The organism is Bradyrhizobium sp. Arg816 (assembly GCF_029989365.1).
Lineage (GTDB): Bacteria > Pseudomonadota > Alphaproteobacteria > Rhizobiales > Xanthobacteraceae > Bradyrhizobium.
The window spans coordinates 184,833-199,780 of the sequence record NZ_JAPRAQ010000013.1 but is presented as its reverse complement, the minus strand read 5'-3'; the positions used below and the strand labels follow the sequence as shown (position 1 = coordinate 199,780).

The 14,948-nt window shown below is 64.2% G+C and carries 14 protein-coding genes; 9 read left to right on the top strand and 5 right to left on the bottom strand.

Annotated features, from left to right (window positions below; all coding sequences use genetic code 11):
• Positions 1-11: 11 nt before the first annotated feature.
• Positions 12-782, bottom strand: a complete 771-nt coding sequence (locus OWC48_RS28695) for a response regulator transcription factor (RefSeq protein ID WP_028147148.1) — start codon at positions 780-782, stop codon at positions 12-14.
• 816 nt (positions 783-1,598) lie between these two features.
• On the opposite strand from OWC48_RS28695, the gene OWC48_RS28690 reads away from it, so the two are divergent.
• A complete protein-coding gene (locus OWC48_RS28690) occupies positions 1,599-2,531 on the top strand; it encodes a hypothetical protein (RefSeq protein WP_282523001.1) in 933 nt (310 codons plus the stop codon).
• Between the two features lie 14 nt (positions 2,532-2,545).
• Here OWC48_RS28690 and OWC48_RS28685 read toward each other — a convergent pair whose 3' ends face one another.
• Positions 2,546-3,127 carry a MarR family winged helix-turn-helix transcriptional regulator gene (locus tag OWC48_RS28685; RefSeq protein WP_282523000.1) on the bottom strand — a complete coding sequence of 194 codons (582 nt, stop codon included), beginning with the start codon at positions 3,125-3,127 and terminating at the stop codon, positions 2,546-2,548.
• Positions 3,128-3,608: 481 nt separating this feature from the next.
• On the opposite strand from OWC48_RS28685, the gene OWC48_RS28680 reads away from it, so the two are divergent.
• The gene (locus OWC48_RS28680) at positions 3,609-4,835 is read left to right on the top strand and encodes an MFS transporter (protein WP_282523025.1); all 1,227 of its coding nucleotides are present in this window, start codon (positions 3,609-3,611) and stop codon (positions 4,833-4,835) included.
• Positions 4,836-4,936: 101 nt separating this feature from the next.
• On the top strand, positions 4,937-5,824 hold the full coding sequence (locus OWC48_RS28675) for a dienelactone hydrolase family protein (protein ID WP_282522999.1): 888 nt from the start codon (positions 4,937-4,939) through the stop codon (positions 5,822-5,824).
• A gap of 70 nt (positions 5,825-5,894) precedes the next feature.
• Here the strand turns inward: OWC48_RS28675 and OWC48_RS28670 are convergent, their stop codons facing one another.
• A complete protein-coding gene (locus OWC48_RS28670) occupies positions 5,895-6,743 on the bottom strand; it encodes an NAD-dependent epimerase/dehydratase family protein (RefSeq protein ID WP_282522998.1) in 849 nt (282 codons plus the stop codon).
• 143 nt (positions 6,744-6,886) lie between these two features.
• Here OWC48_RS28670 and OWC48_RS28665 point away from each other — a divergent pair, with 143 nt between their 5' ends.
• Complete coding sequence (locus OWC48_RS28665) at positions 6,887-7,642, top strand: HAD family hydrolase (RefSeq protein ID WP_282522997.1); 756 nt, start codon at positions 6,887-6,889, stop codon at positions 7,640-7,642.
• Between the two features lie 24 nt (positions 7,643-7,666).
• Here OWC48_RS28665 and OWC48_RS28660 read toward each other — a convergent pair whose 3' ends face one another.
• Together OWC48_RS28660 and OWC48_RS28655 are read right to left on the bottom strand one after the other, a co-directional pair.
• Entirely contained in the window at positions 7,667-8,074 is a 408-nt protein-coding gene (locus OWC48_RS28660) for a nuclear transport factor 2 family protein (RefSeq protein ID WP_282523024.1), read from the bottom strand.
• 98 nt (positions 8,075-8,172) lie between these two features.
• On the bottom strand, positions 8,173-9,657 hold the full coding sequence (locus OWC48_RS28655) for a mannitol dehydrogenase family protein (RefSeq protein WP_282522996.1): 1,485 nt from the start codon (positions 9,655-9,657) through the stop codon (positions 8,173-8,175).
• A gap of 146 nt (positions 9,658-9,803) precedes the next feature.
• Here OWC48_RS28655 and OWC48_RS28650 point away from each other — a divergent pair, with 146 nt between their 5' ends.
• The 5 genes from OWC48_RS28650 (at position 9,804) to OWC48_RS28630 (ending at position 14,945) form a co-directional block, all read left to right on the top strand.
• Positions 9,804-10,613 (top strand): FadR/GntR family transcriptional regulator, encoded by an 810-nt coding sequence (locus tag OWC48_RS28650; RefSeq protein WP_282522995.1) that lies wholly within the window; start codon positions 9,804-9,806, stop codon positions 10,611-10,613.
• Positions 10,614-10,703: 90 nt separating this feature from the next.
• Positions 10,704-11,663: a sialic acid TRAP transporter substrate-binding protein SiaP gene (locus OWC48_RS28645; protein WP_282523023.1), complete on the top strand. Its 960-nt coding sequence runs from the start codon at positions 10,704-10,706 to the stop codon at positions 11,661-11,663.
• A gap of 246 nt (positions 11,664-11,909) precedes the next feature.
• Positions 11,910-12,488 carry a TRAP transporter small permease gene (locus OWC48_RS28640; protein WP_282522994.1) on the top strand — a complete coding sequence of 193 codons (579 nt, stop codon included), beginning with the start codon at positions 11,910-11,912 and terminating at the stop codon, positions 12,486-12,488.
• Between the two features lie 4 nt (positions 12,489-12,492).
• The gene (locus OWC48_RS28635; RefSeq protein WP_085405292.1) at positions 12,493-13,899 is read left to right on the top strand and encodes a TRAP transporter large permease; all 1,407 of its coding nucleotides are present in this window, start codon (positions 12,493-12,495) and stop codon (positions 13,897-13,899) included.
• Positions 13,896-14,945 (top strand): L-idonate 5-dehydrogenase, encoded by a 1,050-nt coding sequence (locus OWC48_RS28630; RefSeq protein WP_282522993.1) that lies wholly within the window; start codon positions 13,896-13,898, stop codon positions 14,943-14,945. The genes OWC48_RS28635 and OWC48_RS28630 overlap by 4 nt, the downstream gene beginning before the upstream one ends.
• The last annotated feature ends 3 nt before the right edge of the window (positions 14,946-14,948 follow it).

Genomic DNA, 14,948 nt, shown 5'->3' with positions numbered 1-14,948 from the left:
TCCCTGCCGCGTCAGTTTCCGGCCGGGTACGCCGCCGGGGCGGCATGTGCCCTGTTCAGGAGGATACCGACCTCGTCGAGTTCCTGCATCGGCACGTCGATGGTCTCGCCGGCAGGGATGTTGAGGCGGTATCCGACATAGCGCCGGGCCACGATCGCGTCGAAGCCGAGGCGGTCGCGGAGTTTCTTGCGCAGCTTGCTGACGTGGCTCTCGATCACACTCTCGTCGAAGGTCGACTCGAAGATGCCGTAGACCGCGTTGAAGATCTGCGTCTTGGTGATCCACTTGCCGTGGTTGCTGACCATATATTCGAGAATGCGCAGCTCGCGGCGGGGCAGGGTGAGAGCGTGGCCCGCGATCTCGGGGTCACGTCCGTTGAAGAAGACCTGGATCCTGGTCTCGCAGGGCCTCGGTAGCTCGCCCACCCGGCGGCGCGCGATTGCGGCCGTTCGGGCGAGGATCTCGCGCAGGTGAATCGGCACGTGGACGACGTCGTCGACGCCCGATTCGAACAGCTCAAGCGTGTTCTTGAGCATCTTCTGGCCGCTCATGGCGATGATGGGTGCCGAGGAACGCTTGCGCATCGCCCGCGGCAGGCTTCCGCGGGCATCGCAGTCCCCGAGGAGAAAGGCGTCGACCGCCGCCAGATCCGGTTCACTCGCAGATTGTAACCAGTCCCAGAATTCTCCGGAGGAGAAGCCGATCGACGATACACCTTCGCGAACGAGCCCTCCAACGTAGCTGTTCGTGACGCTCTCGCGATCATCAACGATAATATACATTAGTCTTTCGCCCCTGTTTCGCACTTGTTGCGGCCGGATGGTTGTTGTGATGCCCGGCTCGGCAACCATGCTGTTTGACGATATTTCCATCCCGCGAACCGTTGTTATGGTTTCGATATTCGCGGGCAGCCCTACGCATTCAGTGCCTGCGTGCGCAGGCCTGCTACTTCGACTCGATACTGAACGCTTACTGCGTGAGGCCCGGCGGGTTCTTACGGATCACCCCGCGGAACGGATTGAGACAGACCTAGAACAGTTGCGCCAACTTGCTTATCGCGTCCGAACGCACCTGAACTCTGTCGATCTCCTCGCCAACTGGCGAGAATCACTTGAGTAGGACCGTAACAATTGCCGATTTCCGATCAAGCGCGCGCAACAAAGCGGTTGCTATGCGTGTTTGATGCTGTTGATTCGTTTCTGGTTGTTTCTTTGTATGTTCGATCGCATCAGTTGATTTGATGATCGAACTAGTTTTGCACCGTAGCGTTTCTAAAGTTCCGCATCCCCGCGTAATCACAGCTGTTTTGTGCGGTGCCACGGGTGATGCGCACAATGGGGTTTTCAACCCGGGATTGACTCTCCTGCTGGTGTTTCCCCGTGCGACAATTCGACTCATGTATGGCGCGGCGACTCCAGCTTGGCGAAATCTTGGCGAGTGTGTGTCTTTCGAGTCGCACTCTCGCCACGTCCATGACGCCTTTGACTCATGCGACGTCGCATCGGGCGCGATGAAAAGTTTTCGCTGCGCACGTTTCAGGCAAGCTTCGGCAAATAACTTCACCGTTCGATAGATCGAACCGAACGGAGCATTTTCACATGTTGTCCGATGGACAAGCTCGTCCCAACGCGACCGCTGATCTTTCAGCGGCGGCGAAGCCGGCTCCGGATGCGCGCGATACAAACACGACACAGACGGCCAAGCCCGCTGCAAGCGCGAAGCGTGTGTCGGCTGCGGCGAACGACGAAACTCTGGCGAAAGAGGCGCTCGAGGGGCTTAAGCGCATTCGCGCCAAGGCGCGCCTCGACAAGATGGCGATACCGAAGCCTGCGCCGACCGTGATCAAGCCGGCCGTGATAGTGGCCAAGCCGCCGCCGCCGCGTCCGACTTGGGTCGCGCCGCTCGCAACATTGGCGGTCGCTGCGATTCTCGTGGTCTGCGCCTGCACCGGCGTGATCGCCTATCTCACCACGCAGCCAGCCCAAAGCAACGTTGCCGCCAATACGGAGATCAGGAATCTGCGCGAGACTGTCGCGCTGCTGCGCAAGCAGGTGTCGGGCGTGTCCGAAAATCTCGACGGCCTGCGCACCGCGGTCGATCAGTCGAGCAAGGCGACCAACGATCGCCTCGGCAGGTTCGCCGAGAATCTCGACCGTATCGAGCGGGTGAGCTCGTCCTCGACGGTGAAGCTGGACAAGCTCGCCCAGGCTCAGGCCCAAGCGCCGGCACCGGCGGCCGTCGCCTCGCAGCCGGCCTCGCAGACGATGCCGATGATGGCCTCGGTTGCCGCGCCCGAGATCACGGGTTCGGTTCCTCCGTCGGCGCCGCGCAAGGTGGTCAAGGGCTGGTCGGTCCGCCAGGCCTATGAGGGAATTGCGATCCTGCAAGGCCCGAACGGCGTCATCGAGGCCGTGCTTGGCCAGCAGGTACCCGGGCTTGGCCGCATCGAAGAGATCAAGAACGAGAACGGCCGTCTGGTGGTGGAGTCCAGCGGTGGCGTCATCTACTCGTCACGCAAGGCAACGCCATGATCGAGGGCCGCCTCCTATTGGCGATGATGCTCGAAGCTGGTGCATAGCAGATCGATCTCCGTCTCCGCGATCGGCGCGCGAAACAGGCGGCAGCTGAACTCGGCGGCGCCGGGCTTGCCGTCCGTGGCGGTGCCATCTTCGCGCAGGAAGATGCATCGCTTGCAGACGTCGGTATGGTGCCGCTGCTCGGCCGCGTCCGCCTGATCGAGCACGTGCCGGAGCGTGTCGCGAAAGCGGATCTTGGTCTCGTCGTCGAGGACGGCGATCGGCTCGAGGAGAACGCTGATGGGGTCGCGCACCAGGAACTTCTTGCCCTGCTGCGTCACGCTCAGCGTCACCGATCGCTTGTCCGTCGCGGAGCGCTTTCGCTCCAAATATCCGAGCCGCTCGAGTTCGCCGATGATGAAAGAAGCGGTGCCGCGCGTGGTGCCGACGTAGCTCGCGAGCGCCGAGGGCGTTCGCGAGAAACGGTTGGCGCGGGAGAGAAAGCGCAGGGCCATCCATTCGCGGTCGCGCAAGCCATGCTTGGTGCCTTCGAACCACAGGATGCGGGCCATCTGTCCCAACAATTCAATCGCTTCGCGAGCTAAAATCATTTCAGTTCCAAGTCGGACAAGCTTTATTCAATTGAGCCTTTGGTAGCGCAATCTGGGAAGTTGCTCCGTCGTGCAGATGGAACTTCCGGCCGTGGAACTAGAGCGTCACAAAGAAAGTTCGAGTAAATCGCACGGCTCAACTCTTCTGAAAATTTCAGTCAAATCACGACAGCTTGCACCTGAATTGACGGTGATGTGCGACGCCTGAGCAACATGATGTGTCATAGTCGCCACTGCGGAGCCCATTTGTTGCGGCCTGGGGTTTCGAATGCGCGAACAGGCGCATCACCAGTGACGCTTGGCGATGTGGCGCGCCGGGAGAGAACCGTCTCTTTCGGTTAATGGATGTTGCGACGCAATGCAGCCAGACGGTTAAGTCCGGCAAACGAGCGAATCCAGGGAAGTCAAAGTGTCGTTGGGAATTGAGCAAGCGGCGCCGTTCAACGTCAAACGAGCAGCATTCGCAGCCACCATCGGCAACATGCTCGAATTCTACGACTTCATTACCTACAGCTTCTTCGCCATCCAGATCGGCCATACCTTCTTCCCGACCGGAAGCGAGTACGGCAGCCTGATGCTGTCGCTGGCGACCTTCGGGGCCGGCTTCGTGACGCGGCCGATCGGTGGGATCGTGCTCGGCATCTATTCCGACCGGATCGGCCGGCGGCCCGCCATGCTGCTGAGCTTTGCGTTGATGGGAGCTGCGATCCTGACCATCGCCCTCACGCCGTCCTATCGCATGATCGGTGTTGCCGCGCCCATCATCGTGATTGCGGCGCGCATGGCGCAGGGCTTCGCCCTCGGCGGCGAGGTCGGACCGACCACCGCCTATCTCCTCGAGATCGCGCCACCCGAGCATCGGGCCCTGGTCGTGGCATGGCAGCCGGCGAGCCAGGAGATCGCGGCGACCGCCGGCGCGCTGGTCGGCGTCATCCTGAGCACGACCATGGCGCCGGAGATGCTGGACTCCTACGGCTGGCGGGTGGCGTTCCTGATCGGGGCCGTCTGCCTGCCGTTCGGGATCTGGATGCGGCGGACACTGCCGGAGACGATTCCGCAAGCCGATGCCGGTGTCGCAGCGAAAGAGCGCACGGGTCACCTCTCGCAGGCCCGGCGTCACCTCGGCGTCATCGCGCTGGCCTTGATGATCCTGGCCAGCGGCACGATCTCGACCTATGTCACGCAATACATGACGACCTATGCGCAGAATACCCTGCACGTGTCGTCGACACTGGCTTTCGCCGTGTCGCTCGTCAGCAACGGCATTCAGTTCGTCGGCGCACTGGTCGGCGGATGGCTCGCCGATCGTCTCGGCCGCAAGCCGATCATGATCTGGCCGCAGCTCGCAACCCTTCTGCTCACCTATCCGACCTTCCTGTGGATCGTCCATGCACCGGGCGCGCTGTCGCTCCTGATCGGCTTTGGCGTGCTATCGATGATCGGCTCGCTGCCGTTCACCGCGTTCTATGCGACCTTCATCGAAGCGCTGCCCCAGAACATCCGTGGCGGCGTGTTCGCGACCGTCTACGCGGTGGCGATCGCGAGCTTCGGAGGTACGGCGCAGCTCGTGGTCACGTGGCTCCTCCATGTCACCGGCAATCCGCTGGCACCGGCCTGGTACCTCCTGCTTGCGGCGATCGTCGGACTTGTCGCAATGAGCCTGATGCCCGAGACGGCGCCGGTGAAAAGACATCAGGGCCTGGCCTGAACGCGGGCAGGCTCGCAGGCTGGTGATTTGCGTTTCGCCGCCAATTATCGGCGAATGCGCCGCCTGAGGAATCAGGGCCAAGCATCAGGAAGGATCGACCGATGAGTTTCGAAACCACCATGACATCCGACGTCGTCGGGCTGACGAAACTGGCCCCGGTCTCGCGCCGCGGATTCATGAGCGCCACCGCGGCCGTCGCTGCCGGCTACACGCTTGCGGCCGGTCCGGTCCGTGCCGAAATCATCACGACAGATACCGGCGGCCTCCAGGCTGGTGACGCCAGGATCAAGGTCGGGTCCGAAGAGATGCCTGCCTATTTCGCGCGCCCGACCGGCAACACCAAGGCGCCGGTGATCATCGTGGCGATGGAGATTTTCGGCCTGCACGAATACATCAAGGACGTGACACGGCGCCTCGCCAAGCTCGGCGCATTCGCGGTCGCGCCCGATTATTACTTCCGCAAGGGTGTCGACCTCACCAAGGTCACCGACATCAAGGATCTGCTGCCGGTCGTCAATGCCAAGCCGGACGCCGAGCTGCTGTCCGATCTCGATGCGACGGTGGCGTGGTCGGGATCGCAAGGCGGCGACACCACGAAGCTCGGCATCATCGGCTTCTGCCGGGGTGGCCGCAATGTCTGGGAATACGCCGCCCACAGTGGCACCCTCAAGGCTGGTGTCGCGTTCTACGGTGCGCCGGTCGATCCCGCCAATCCGGCGTGGCCGAAGAGCCCGCTTCAGCTCGCCCCCGACATGAAGGCGCCGGTGCTCGGCCTCTATGGCGGCGCCGATACCGGCATTCCCGTGGCCCAGGTCGAGCAGTTCAAGGCGGTGCTCGAGCAGGACAAGAAGATCGCCGAATTCAAGATCTATCCGCAGGCGCCGCACGGCTTCCATGCCGACTATCGCGGCAGCTACCGCAAGGATGCGGCGGAAGATGCCTGGAAGCAGGCCGAGGCCTGGTTCAAGAAGTACGGCGTGTTGAGCTGACGCCAAATTCGAAAAAGGGCGGCCTGGGCGGCCGCCCTCTTTGTTCCAGCGCTTGACTTCGCTCTGGAACCTATCGTCCTTGCCCCGCGCGCCACAGCGCATCCAGGCCATGCCGATAGGTCGGATGGGCAAGCCCGACACCGAGCTCGTGCTTCAGTCTCGCGTTGGAGACCCGGGCACTGCTGGCATAGAAGCTGCGGGCCATCGCCGACATCTCGGCGGTCTCGAACGGCTCTTCGGGCGGCGGCGCAATGTCCATCAGCTTCGCCGCATAAGCGATCACGTCCTGCGGCGGCGCCGGCTCGTCGTCGCAGACGTTCCAGGTGCCGCCGTCACTGCGCTTCACCGCCGCCATGATCGCGCTCGAGATGTCGTCGGCGTGGATGCGATTGAAGACCTGTCCCGGCTTGATGATGCGCCGCGCCGTCCCCGCCCGCAACGTCACCAGCGCGTTGCGGCCGGGACCGTAGATGCCCGCAAGCCGCAGGATCGCGACATCGCCGCGCGCCGCGGCGGTCCAGGCTTGCTCCGCCGCGACGCGCGTTCGCGTGCGGTCGAGGGTGGCCTGCGGCGGCGTGCTCTCGTCCACCCAGCGGCCTGCGTGATCGCCATAGACGCCGATGGTGGAGAGATAGACGATCTTCCGCCGCCGGCCCGCGAGCGCGTCGGCAAAGGCCGTAATCGCGGGGTCGCCCGCGCTGCCGGGCGGGATCGATATGAGAAGGACATCGGCGCCGCGGACTCGCTCGACCACCTCGCGGGCCGGACTGCCGCCGGAAAAGGCGTGCATCTCGATGCCGGCAAGGTCGTTTCGCTTGCCGGGATCGCGCACGGTGCCGGCGATATGCGAGAAGGCGCCGCCGAATTGGCCGACGAAATGCCGGGCACTGTAGCCGAGGCCGAGGATGAAGAGCCGCATGCGTCTGCCGTGCTGGAGTTCCCGCTCGCGCGATCTGCGCGCCGTTCGCTCATAAGGGATTTTTGGGTCTGGCAAAAGATATTGCAATTTTACTCGCCCGCCAGGGCGGGCGATGCTCGCTTGTCAGGAGGGAGGCGTCGGTCATGCAGGCAGAAGCGCCGGCCGCAGTGCTATGCGGTGCCGCGGAGTTGATTGGGCGCGCCGCCGCGCTGATCTTCGATGTCGACGGTACGCTGGCCGAAACCGAGGAGCTGCATCGGCAGGCCTTCAACCACGCCTTCGTTCGCCACGGTCTCGACTGGCAGTGGGACCGGGCCGTCTACCGGGAGCTGCTGCGTGTCACCGGCGGCAAGGAGCGCATGCGCGCCTTTCACACGGGGCTGCAGGTCGCACCGCCATTGCCGGATGCCGATATCGCAGCCCTTCACCGCATCAAGTCCGCGCATTACGCCGAGCTGATCGAAACCGGCTGCTGTCCCTTAAGGCCCGGCGTGGCGGACCTGCTCACCGCCGCGAAGGCCCGCGGCCAGCGGCTCGCGATCGCGACCACCACCTCGCACGGCAATATCGATGCGCTGCTGTCGCAGGCGCTGGGAACGCGCTGGGCGGCGGATTTTGATGCGGTCGTCGCCGGCGACGATGTCCGCCACAAGAAGCCGGCGCCGGATGTCTATCTGGAAACCCTGGCGCGGCTGAAGCTGGGCGCAGCCGACTGCGTCGCGATCGAGGATTCCCGCAACGGTCTGATCGCGGCCTCGCGGGCGAACATTCCGGTGCTCATCACCAGGAGCATGTTCTTTCGGGACGATGATTTCAGTGCGGCGCAGGTCGTGCTCGACGATTTGTCGGAACTCGGAGGCTCAAAACAAAAAACTGAAAAACAACCCCATGCACAGTAGAAAGCGCCGGCCGGCCCGCCGCGGTCAGTGGACGCGGTGGCTCGTTCTATCATCTTCAGACTGCTCGACAATCTGCGCGATTGGGCTCGACTGGTGGTGCACCAGCCGCCAGCCGTCGCCGACACGCCGAAAATGGTTGGCAGCGGCCAATGCGGTGCCGTCGACGATCTCGATGCAGAGCACGCGCGCGCTGTCGCCGTCGACGATCGCCTGCGGTTCGGCGCAAACGATCTGCGGCCGCTCCGGATTTTGCAGGATGTCGCGCCAGCTGCCGATCACCGTGGCCCGGCCGATAATGGCCGGCCAGCCGGGATGGATGCAGGAAATGGCGTCGTCATCCGCCCACATCCGCTCCATTTCGTCGAAGTCGCCCGTTGAAAAGGCGGCGTAGAAGGCCGCGTTCGCGGCGATGACCTTATTGTCCTTTGCCATGCCTCTCGGGTGGGGCAATGGCAGGCAAAAATCAAGCGCGACTTCCGTCCGACTTTGCGTTCGATTTGGACCGCAGTGCAGCATTGCCTGCTTTGTGGTCACGCCGAGACAAGTGTCTCCACCGCCCGCCGCGCACCGTCCTTGTAAAGACGGCCGAGCGCCGTGGTCACGGCCTCGCGCAGGCGCGGCTCAGTGCCCAGCGGTCCGAACACTTTCTCGACCCCGAGCAATGCGGGCGCGAGCCGTTCGGCGACGGGACCCGCCTCGCGCGCCAGCGCGGCGAACTCGGCGGCGAGCGGATCGCGAACATCGATGGCGCGGCCCTGCTCGTCGCGTGCGGTGACGTAACGCATCCAGCCGGCCACCGCGAGCGCATGCGTCGCGATCGGCAAGCCTTTGCGCAGGCGATCCTGCATCCCGCCGAGCAGGCGCTGCGGAAGCTTTTGCGAACCGTCCATCGCGATCTGCCAGGTACGGTGATGCAGCGCCGGGTTGGCGAAGCGCTTGAGCAGCGAAGCGCGATAGGCGGCGAGATCGGTGCCAACAGGCATTGTCAGCGTCACCGCGGCCTCTTCCATCACCTGCGCGGCGAGACGCGCGAAATGCGGATCCAGCATGGTGTCGGCGATCGTCTCGTAGCCCGCGAGATAGCCGAGATAGGCCAGCGCCGAATGGCTGGCGTTGAGCAGCCGCAGCTTCATCAGCTCGAACGGCTTGACGTCGGTGACGAGCTCGACGCCGGCGGCGGCGAAATCGGGCCGCCCCGCCGTGAAGCGGTCCTCGACCACCCATTGCGTGAACGGCTCGGTCATCACAGGCCAGGCGTCGCGCATGCCGAGCGCGTCCGAGACCGCATCCCGGTCGGCGTCCGTCGTCTCCGGCACGATGCGGTCGACCATGGTCGACGGGAAGGCGGTGCTATCGGCGATCCACTTGCCGAGGTCCTTCGACCGGAGCGCGGCGAACTGCGTCACGATCCGCTGCACGGTGTGGCCGTTGGCGGCGAGGTTGTCGCAGCAGAGCACGGTGAAGGGCGCCAGCCCCTGTGCGCGCCGGCGCGCTAGAGCGGCCACGATGAAGCCGGGCGCCGAGCGCGGCGCGTCAAGATTGTTGAGATCGTGCACGACATCCGGATGGCGCTCGTCGAGATCGCCGGTCTGCGGCGTGTGGCAATAGCCCTTCTCGGTGACCGTCAGCGAGACGATGCGAATGGCGGGATCGGCCATCCGCTCGACCAGTGCTGCCGGCTTCTCGCGCGCGACGACACTGTCGAGCAACGCGCCGATGACGCGGTGTTCGGTGCCTTCGGCGGCACGTACGGCGACAGTGTAGAGATGATCCTGCGGGGCGAGGGCGTCGCGCGTATCCGGGCTGCGCAGGCTCGCGCCGACGATGCCCCAGGACGAGCTGCCTGCGGCAAGGCAGTCGTCGATGACGACGGCTTGGTGCGCGCGATGAAAGGCCCCCAGGCCCAGATGCACGATGCCGGGCGTAACGCGCGAACGGTCATAGGCCGGGCGGCGGATGGCGGGCGGCAGCCGGTCGAGATTGGCGCGGCCAAGACGCGTTGAATTATGGCGCATGGTCGTCTCTCCCTGTGTTTGGCAGCTGCTTGACATGGCGCCTGTCCTCGGTCAATGCTTCGGTCAATTGGTAAGACCAATTTTCCAAAATTGGCGGGCCGCCGGGACGCGATGCTTCCCAGCGAGACCCTTTCGGGGAGGCCAGCGTGCCGCTGGAAGCTGTGGAGGCGAGACGGCTTTACCGCCAGGTCGCCGATCAATTGCGAAGCCTGATCGACAGCGGCGAGTACGCGGTCGGCAGCCGCTTGCCGACCGAGCGCGAACTCGCCGAGCAGCTCAGGATCTCGCGGCCGACGGTGCGCGAAGCCCTGATCGCGCTCGAGGTCGAGGGCCGCGTCCGCATCCGCGTCGGCTCAGGCATCTACGTGACCGAGCCGGCGGACGCCGCGCCTGCGCTTCCGGCCGCCGGCATCGAAGGCCCGTTCGAGCTCTTGCGCGCCCGAGAATTCCTGGAAAGCGCGATCGCCGAGCAGGCCGCACGCGTGGCGACCAAGGACGATATCGCCCGCATCAATGCGTCGCTTGTCGCCATGGAGAATGTCGAGCATCCCGGCGAGGCCTCGATGGTGCACGACCGTGCCTTCCACGTCGCGATCGCCGGCAGTCTCGGCAATGCCGTGCTGGTGCGCGTGGTCGGCGAGCTGTTCGACCAGCGCCTCAATCCCTATTTCGCGCAGCTTGCGCATTACTTCGAGAGCCCGGGCACGTGGCGCACCGCGCTCGACGAGCACTGCGCCGTGCGTGACGCGATTGCGGCGCACGATCCGGACACTGCCCGTGAGGCCATGCGGAAGCACTTAGCGCGCTCGCAGGAGCGCTTTGCGCAGAATTTTGGTGCCGAGACCGCCGCGGGATCGCCCGCGGAGCGAGGCCGGGTCGCGCGCACGCCGGCGAAACCGGCAAAACCAAAACGCGCGAAGACGCAGGCCAAAAGCGGCGGCGTGCGGCGGCGATGAGATTGGGCGGCTCGTCCCGGTTTTTGGGGCGGGCGAACAAGAAGCAGACTTTAGTCAGTGGAGGATAAGTCAGTGTTGAAGAAGATGACGATGGTGCTGGCGACTTCGGTCGCGGCAATGTTCGCGGCGACCAATCCCGGGATGGCGCAGACCAAGCTCAAATGGGCCCATGTCTACGAGACCTCGGAGCCGTTCCACACCGCTTCGGTCTGGGCCGCGCAGGAGATCGGCAAGCGCACCAACGGGCGCTATACGGTCGATGTCTATCCGGCGTCGCAGCTCGGCAAGGAAGCCGACATCAACCAGGGCCTCTCGCTCGGCTCGGTCGACATCATCATCTCCGGCTCGAGCTTCGCGGCCAAGAGCTTCCCGCCGATCGGCGTGACCTACTATCCCTACACTTTCCGCGACTCGGACCATCTGCTTGCCTACACCAAGAGCGACATCTTCAAGGAGCTCGCCAAGGGCTACGAGGACAAGAGCGGCCACCACATCGTCGCGGTGACCTATTACGGCGTGCGCCAGACCTCGTCGAACAAGCCGATCAAGTCCTGCGCCGATCTCAAGGGCCTGAAGATGCGCGTGCCCGACGTTCCGGCCTATCTGGCGATGCCGCGCGCCTGCGGCGCCAACACCGCGCCCATCGCGTTCGCCGAAGTCTATCTCGCGCTTCAGAACGGCACCGTCGAGGCGCAGGAGAACCCGCTGACCACGATCGAGGCCAAGAAGTTCTACGAAGTGCAGAAGCACATCGTGCTGACCGGCCACATCGTCGACCATCTCAACACGGTGGTGGCGGGCGCGCTCTGGAAGAAGCTCAGCGACGAGGACAAGAAGATCTTCACCGACGTCGCGCAGGAAGCTGCTGCCAAGGCGACCGATGAGATCAAGCAGAACGAGGCCAAGCTTGTTTCCTTCTTCAAGGAGAAGGGCCTGACCGTGACCGAGGTCGACAAGAACGAGTTCCGCGACATCGTGCTGAAGAACGTTCCGTTCGAGACCTTTGGTTATCGCAAGGCCGACTGGGAACGCATTCAGGCGGTGAAGTAAGCAAGACCCTCATGGTGAGGAGCGCGGAACGCGCTCCGGACGATGCTTCGCATCGTCCGGGCGAACCATGAAGGCCCGGATGTCGCTCGGGCGTCGCCCGAGGTCATCCTTCGAGACGCTTGCTTCGCAAGCTCCTCAGGATGAGGAGCGGAGCGAGGTTGACGCAGTAGAACTATCTCGAGGTTCCGGGTCTGGTGCTAACGCACCATCCCGGAACGACGTGCCGCAAGTTTGAGGAGTACTCCCATGTCCACCGCCGAAATACACCGGCAGATCACCGGAGACGAGATCGCCCACACATTCGAGGAAGAGGCGGTGCCGAAGGTCGATCTCGGCGTCTACGCTTTCGAGGACTGGGTGGCGCTGGTGATCTTCTGGGTCATGGCGCTTGCCGTCTTCCTCCAGTTCTTCACCCGTTACGTCCTCAACGACAGCTATGCCTGGACCGAGGAGATCGCGACCTACTGCCTGATCGGCGTGGTCTTCATCGGCTCCTCGATGTGCGTGCGGCTGTCGCGGCACATCCAGGTCGACCTGATCTACCGCTATCTGCCGCACATCGTGGCGCGCGGGCTGTCCACGGCGATCGACCTGATCCGGATCGCCTTCTTCGGCTACGCCATCAAGCTGGTCTGGGTCTATATCCAGATCATCGGCGATGAATCGATGACCACGATCAATCTGCCCAAGGACTACGTCTATTACGCTGTGCTGGCGGGCTTCGTGCTGATGTTCGTGCGCTCGGTGCAGGTGGCCATCCAACATCTGCGACAGGGCTATTCGATCCTCGAACGTCCCGGCGCCTACGACGGTTTTGAGGGGTAAAGTTATGTTGCTGTTGCTTGGAGGCTTCCTCGTCCTGATGCTGCTCGGCGTTCCCGTGGCGATTGCCATGGCCGCGTCGTCGCTGCTCTACATCCTGGTCAGCGGCGTGACGCCCGATGTCACGCTGGCGCAGCGCATGATCGCCGGCGTCGAGAGCTTTCCGCTGCTCGCGGTGCCGTTCTTCATTCTGGCCGGCAATCTCATGAACATCGCCGGCGTGACCGGCCGCATCTACAAATTCGCGGTCGCGCTGGTCGGCTGGATGCGCGGCGGCCTCGGTCACGTCAACATCATCGGCTCGGTGATCTTCTCCGGCATGTCCGGCACGGCGATCGCGGACGCCGCCGGTCTCGGCACCATCGAGATCAAGGCGATGAAGGACCACGGCTATTCCACCGAGTTCTCCGTCGGCGTCACCGCGGCGTCCGCCACGCTCGGTCCCATCATCCCGCCGTCGCTGCCCTTCGTGATCTACGGCATGATGGCGAACGTCTCGATCGGCGCGCTGTTTCTCGGCGGCGTCATTCCCGGCATCGTCATGACGCTGCTGATGATGGCGACGGTCACCTACTTCGCGCACAAGAACAAATGGGGCAGCGATACGCCGTTCTCCTGGCCGCAGCTCGGCTCGGCCGGCCTCGAGATCGCCATCGTGCTGGCTTTCCCGCTCGCGATCTGGCTGATGGTGCTGGCCGGCATGTCGACCAACATGGCCGTTGTCATCGGCCTCGGCGCGCTGCTCGCGATCGACTGGTACTTCGACTTCTCGGCGGTGATGGCGCTGATGGCGCCGGTGATCCTGATCGGCGGCATGACGCTCGGCTGGTTCACGCCGACCGAGGCCGCGGTCGCCGCCGTGATCTGGTCGCTGTTCCTCGGCCTCGTCCGCTACCGCACCATGACCTTGAAGACGGTGGCGAAGGCGACCTTCGACACCATCGAGACCACGGCCTCGGTGCTGTTCATCGTCACGGCAGCCTCGATCTTCGCCTGGCTGCTGACGGTGTCGCAGGCAGCCCAAATGCTCTCGGACTGGATGCTCAGCATCACCCACAACAAATGGGTGTTCCTGGCGCTCGCCAACGTCCTGATCCTGTTCGTCGGCTGCTTCATCGACACCACGGCGGCGATCACCATCCTGGTGCCGATCCTGCTGCCGATCGTGCTCAAGCTCGGCATCGATCCGATCCATTTCGGCCTGATCATGACGCTCAACCTGATGATCGGCCTGTTGCATCCGCCGCTCGGCATGGTGCTGTTCGTGCTCGCCCGCGTGGCCAAGCTCTCGGTCGAGCGCACGACGGTCGCGATCCTGCCCTGGCTGGTGCCGCTGATGGTCGCGCTGATCGCGATCACCTACATTCCCGAACTGACCCTCTGGCTGCCTAAATACATGGGACTCTCCAAATGACCTCCACCGCTCTCGCCGCAACCCTGTTCGGCCCCGAAGATCTGCGCATGATCGAGCATCCGCTCGACAAGTTGGCTTCCGGCATGGTGCGCATCCGCTTCGGCGCCGGCGGCATCTGCGGCTCCGACATGCACTATTTCCGTCATGCCCGGACCGGCGATTTTGTCGTGAAGTCGCCGCTGGTGCTCGGCCACGAGATCTCCGGCGAAGTCGTGGAGATCTCCGGTTCCGCAGCGAACCTCAAGGTCGGCGACCGTGTCGCCGTCAATCCATCGCGCTGGTGCGGCCATTGCGTCGCCTGCCGCGAGGGCCGGCCGAACCTCTGCGAGAACATCTACTTCATGGGCTCGGCCTCGAAGACGCCGCACATGCAGGGCGGTTTCGCCAATTATTTCGACGCGATCCCCGCGCAATGCGTGAAGATCCCCGACCATGTCTCCTATCAGGCCGCGGCGCTGGCCGAGCCGCTGGCGGTCTGCCTGCACGCGGTCGCGCGCGCCGGCAACATCGAGGGCAAGCGCGGCATCATCTTCGGTGCCGGCCCGATCGGGCTTTTGACCATGCTCGCCGCACACCGCGCCGGCATGGCCGACGTCACGGTCGCCGACATCGCGCCGGCGCCGCTCGCCTTTGCGACCCGGCTCGGCGCTTCGCATGTCGAGAACGTCTCGGGCGGCGAGGAAGGACTGAAGGCACAAGCCGCATCGCGTCCTTACGATGTCGCGTTCGAGGTCTCGGGCACCGCCGCGGGCCTTGCGAGCGCGATCGGCATCGTCAGGCGCGGCGGCATTGTGGTGCAGATCGGCAACCTGCCGGGCGGCCAGATTCCGACGCCGTCGAATGCGGTGATGGCCAAGGAGATCGACCTGCGCGGCTCGTTCCGCTTCGGCTTCGAGTTCATGACCGCGGTGGAGTTGATCGGCTCGGGCAGCGTCGACGTGCTGTCGCTGGTCACCGCCGAGCGGCCGCTGTCGACCGCGCCGGACGCACTGCGGCTGGCGCTCGACCGCTCGCAGAGCGTCAAGGTCGTGCTGACCGCGAACTGATTG

Excerpts from the sequence above, each read along its gene's own strand:
- OWC48_RS28660 (WP_282523024.1), bottom strand. The coding sequence starts at position 8,074 with ATGGCAAAGGACAATAAGGTCATCGCCGCGAACGCGGCCTTCTACGCC.
- OWC48_RS28695 (WP_028147148.1), bottom strand. The coding sequence starts at position 782 with ATGTATATTATCGTTGATGATCGCGAGAGCGTCACGAACAGCTACGTT.
- OWC48_RS28680 (WP_282523025.1), top strand. The coding sequence starts at position 3,609 with ATGCTCGAATTCTACGACTTCATTACCTACAGCTTCTTCGCCATCCAG.
- OWC48_RS28645 (WP_282523023.1), top strand. The coding sequence starts at position 10,704 with ATGGTGCTGGCGACTTCGGTCGCGGCAATGTTCGCGGCGACCAATCCC.
- OWC48_RS28670 (WP_282522998.1), bottom strand. The coding sequence starts at position 6,743 with ATGCGGCTCTTCATCCTCGGCCTCGGCTACAGTGCCCGGCATTTCGTC.
- OWC48_RS28690 (WP_282523001.1), top strand. The coding sequence starts at position 1,599 with ATGTTGTCCGATGGACAAGCTCGTCCCAACGCGACCGCTGATCTTTCA.
- OWC48_RS28675 (WP_282522999.1), top strand. The coding sequence starts at position 4,937 with ATGAGTTTCGAAACCACCATGACATCCGACGTCGTCGGGCTGACGAAA.
- OWC48_RS28655 (WP_282522996.1), bottom strand. The coding sequence starts at position 9,657 with ATGCGCCATAATTCAACGCGTCTTGGCCGCGCCAATCTCGACCGGCTG.
- OWC48_RS28665 (WP_282522997.1), top strand. The coding sequence starts at position 6,887 with ATGCAGGCAGAAGCGCCGGCCGCAGTGCTATGCGGTGCCGCGGAGTTG.
- OWC48_RS28640 (WP_282522994.1), top strand. The coding sequence starts at position 11,910 with ATGTCCACCGCCGAAATACACCGGCAGATCACCGGAGACGAGATCGCC.
- OWC48_RS28685 (WP_282523000.1), bottom strand. The coding sequence starts at position 3,127 with ATGATTTTAGCTCGCGAAGCGATTGAATTGTTGGGACAGATGGCCCGC.
- OWC48_RS28635 (WP_085405292.1), top strand. The coding sequence starts at position 12,493 with ATGTTGCTGTTGCTTGGAGGCTTCCTCGTCCTGATGCTGCTCGGCGTT.
- OWC48_RS28630 (WP_282522993.1), top strand. The coding sequence starts at position 13,896 with ATGACCTCCACCGCTCTCGCCGCAACCCTGTTCGGCCCCGAAGATCTG.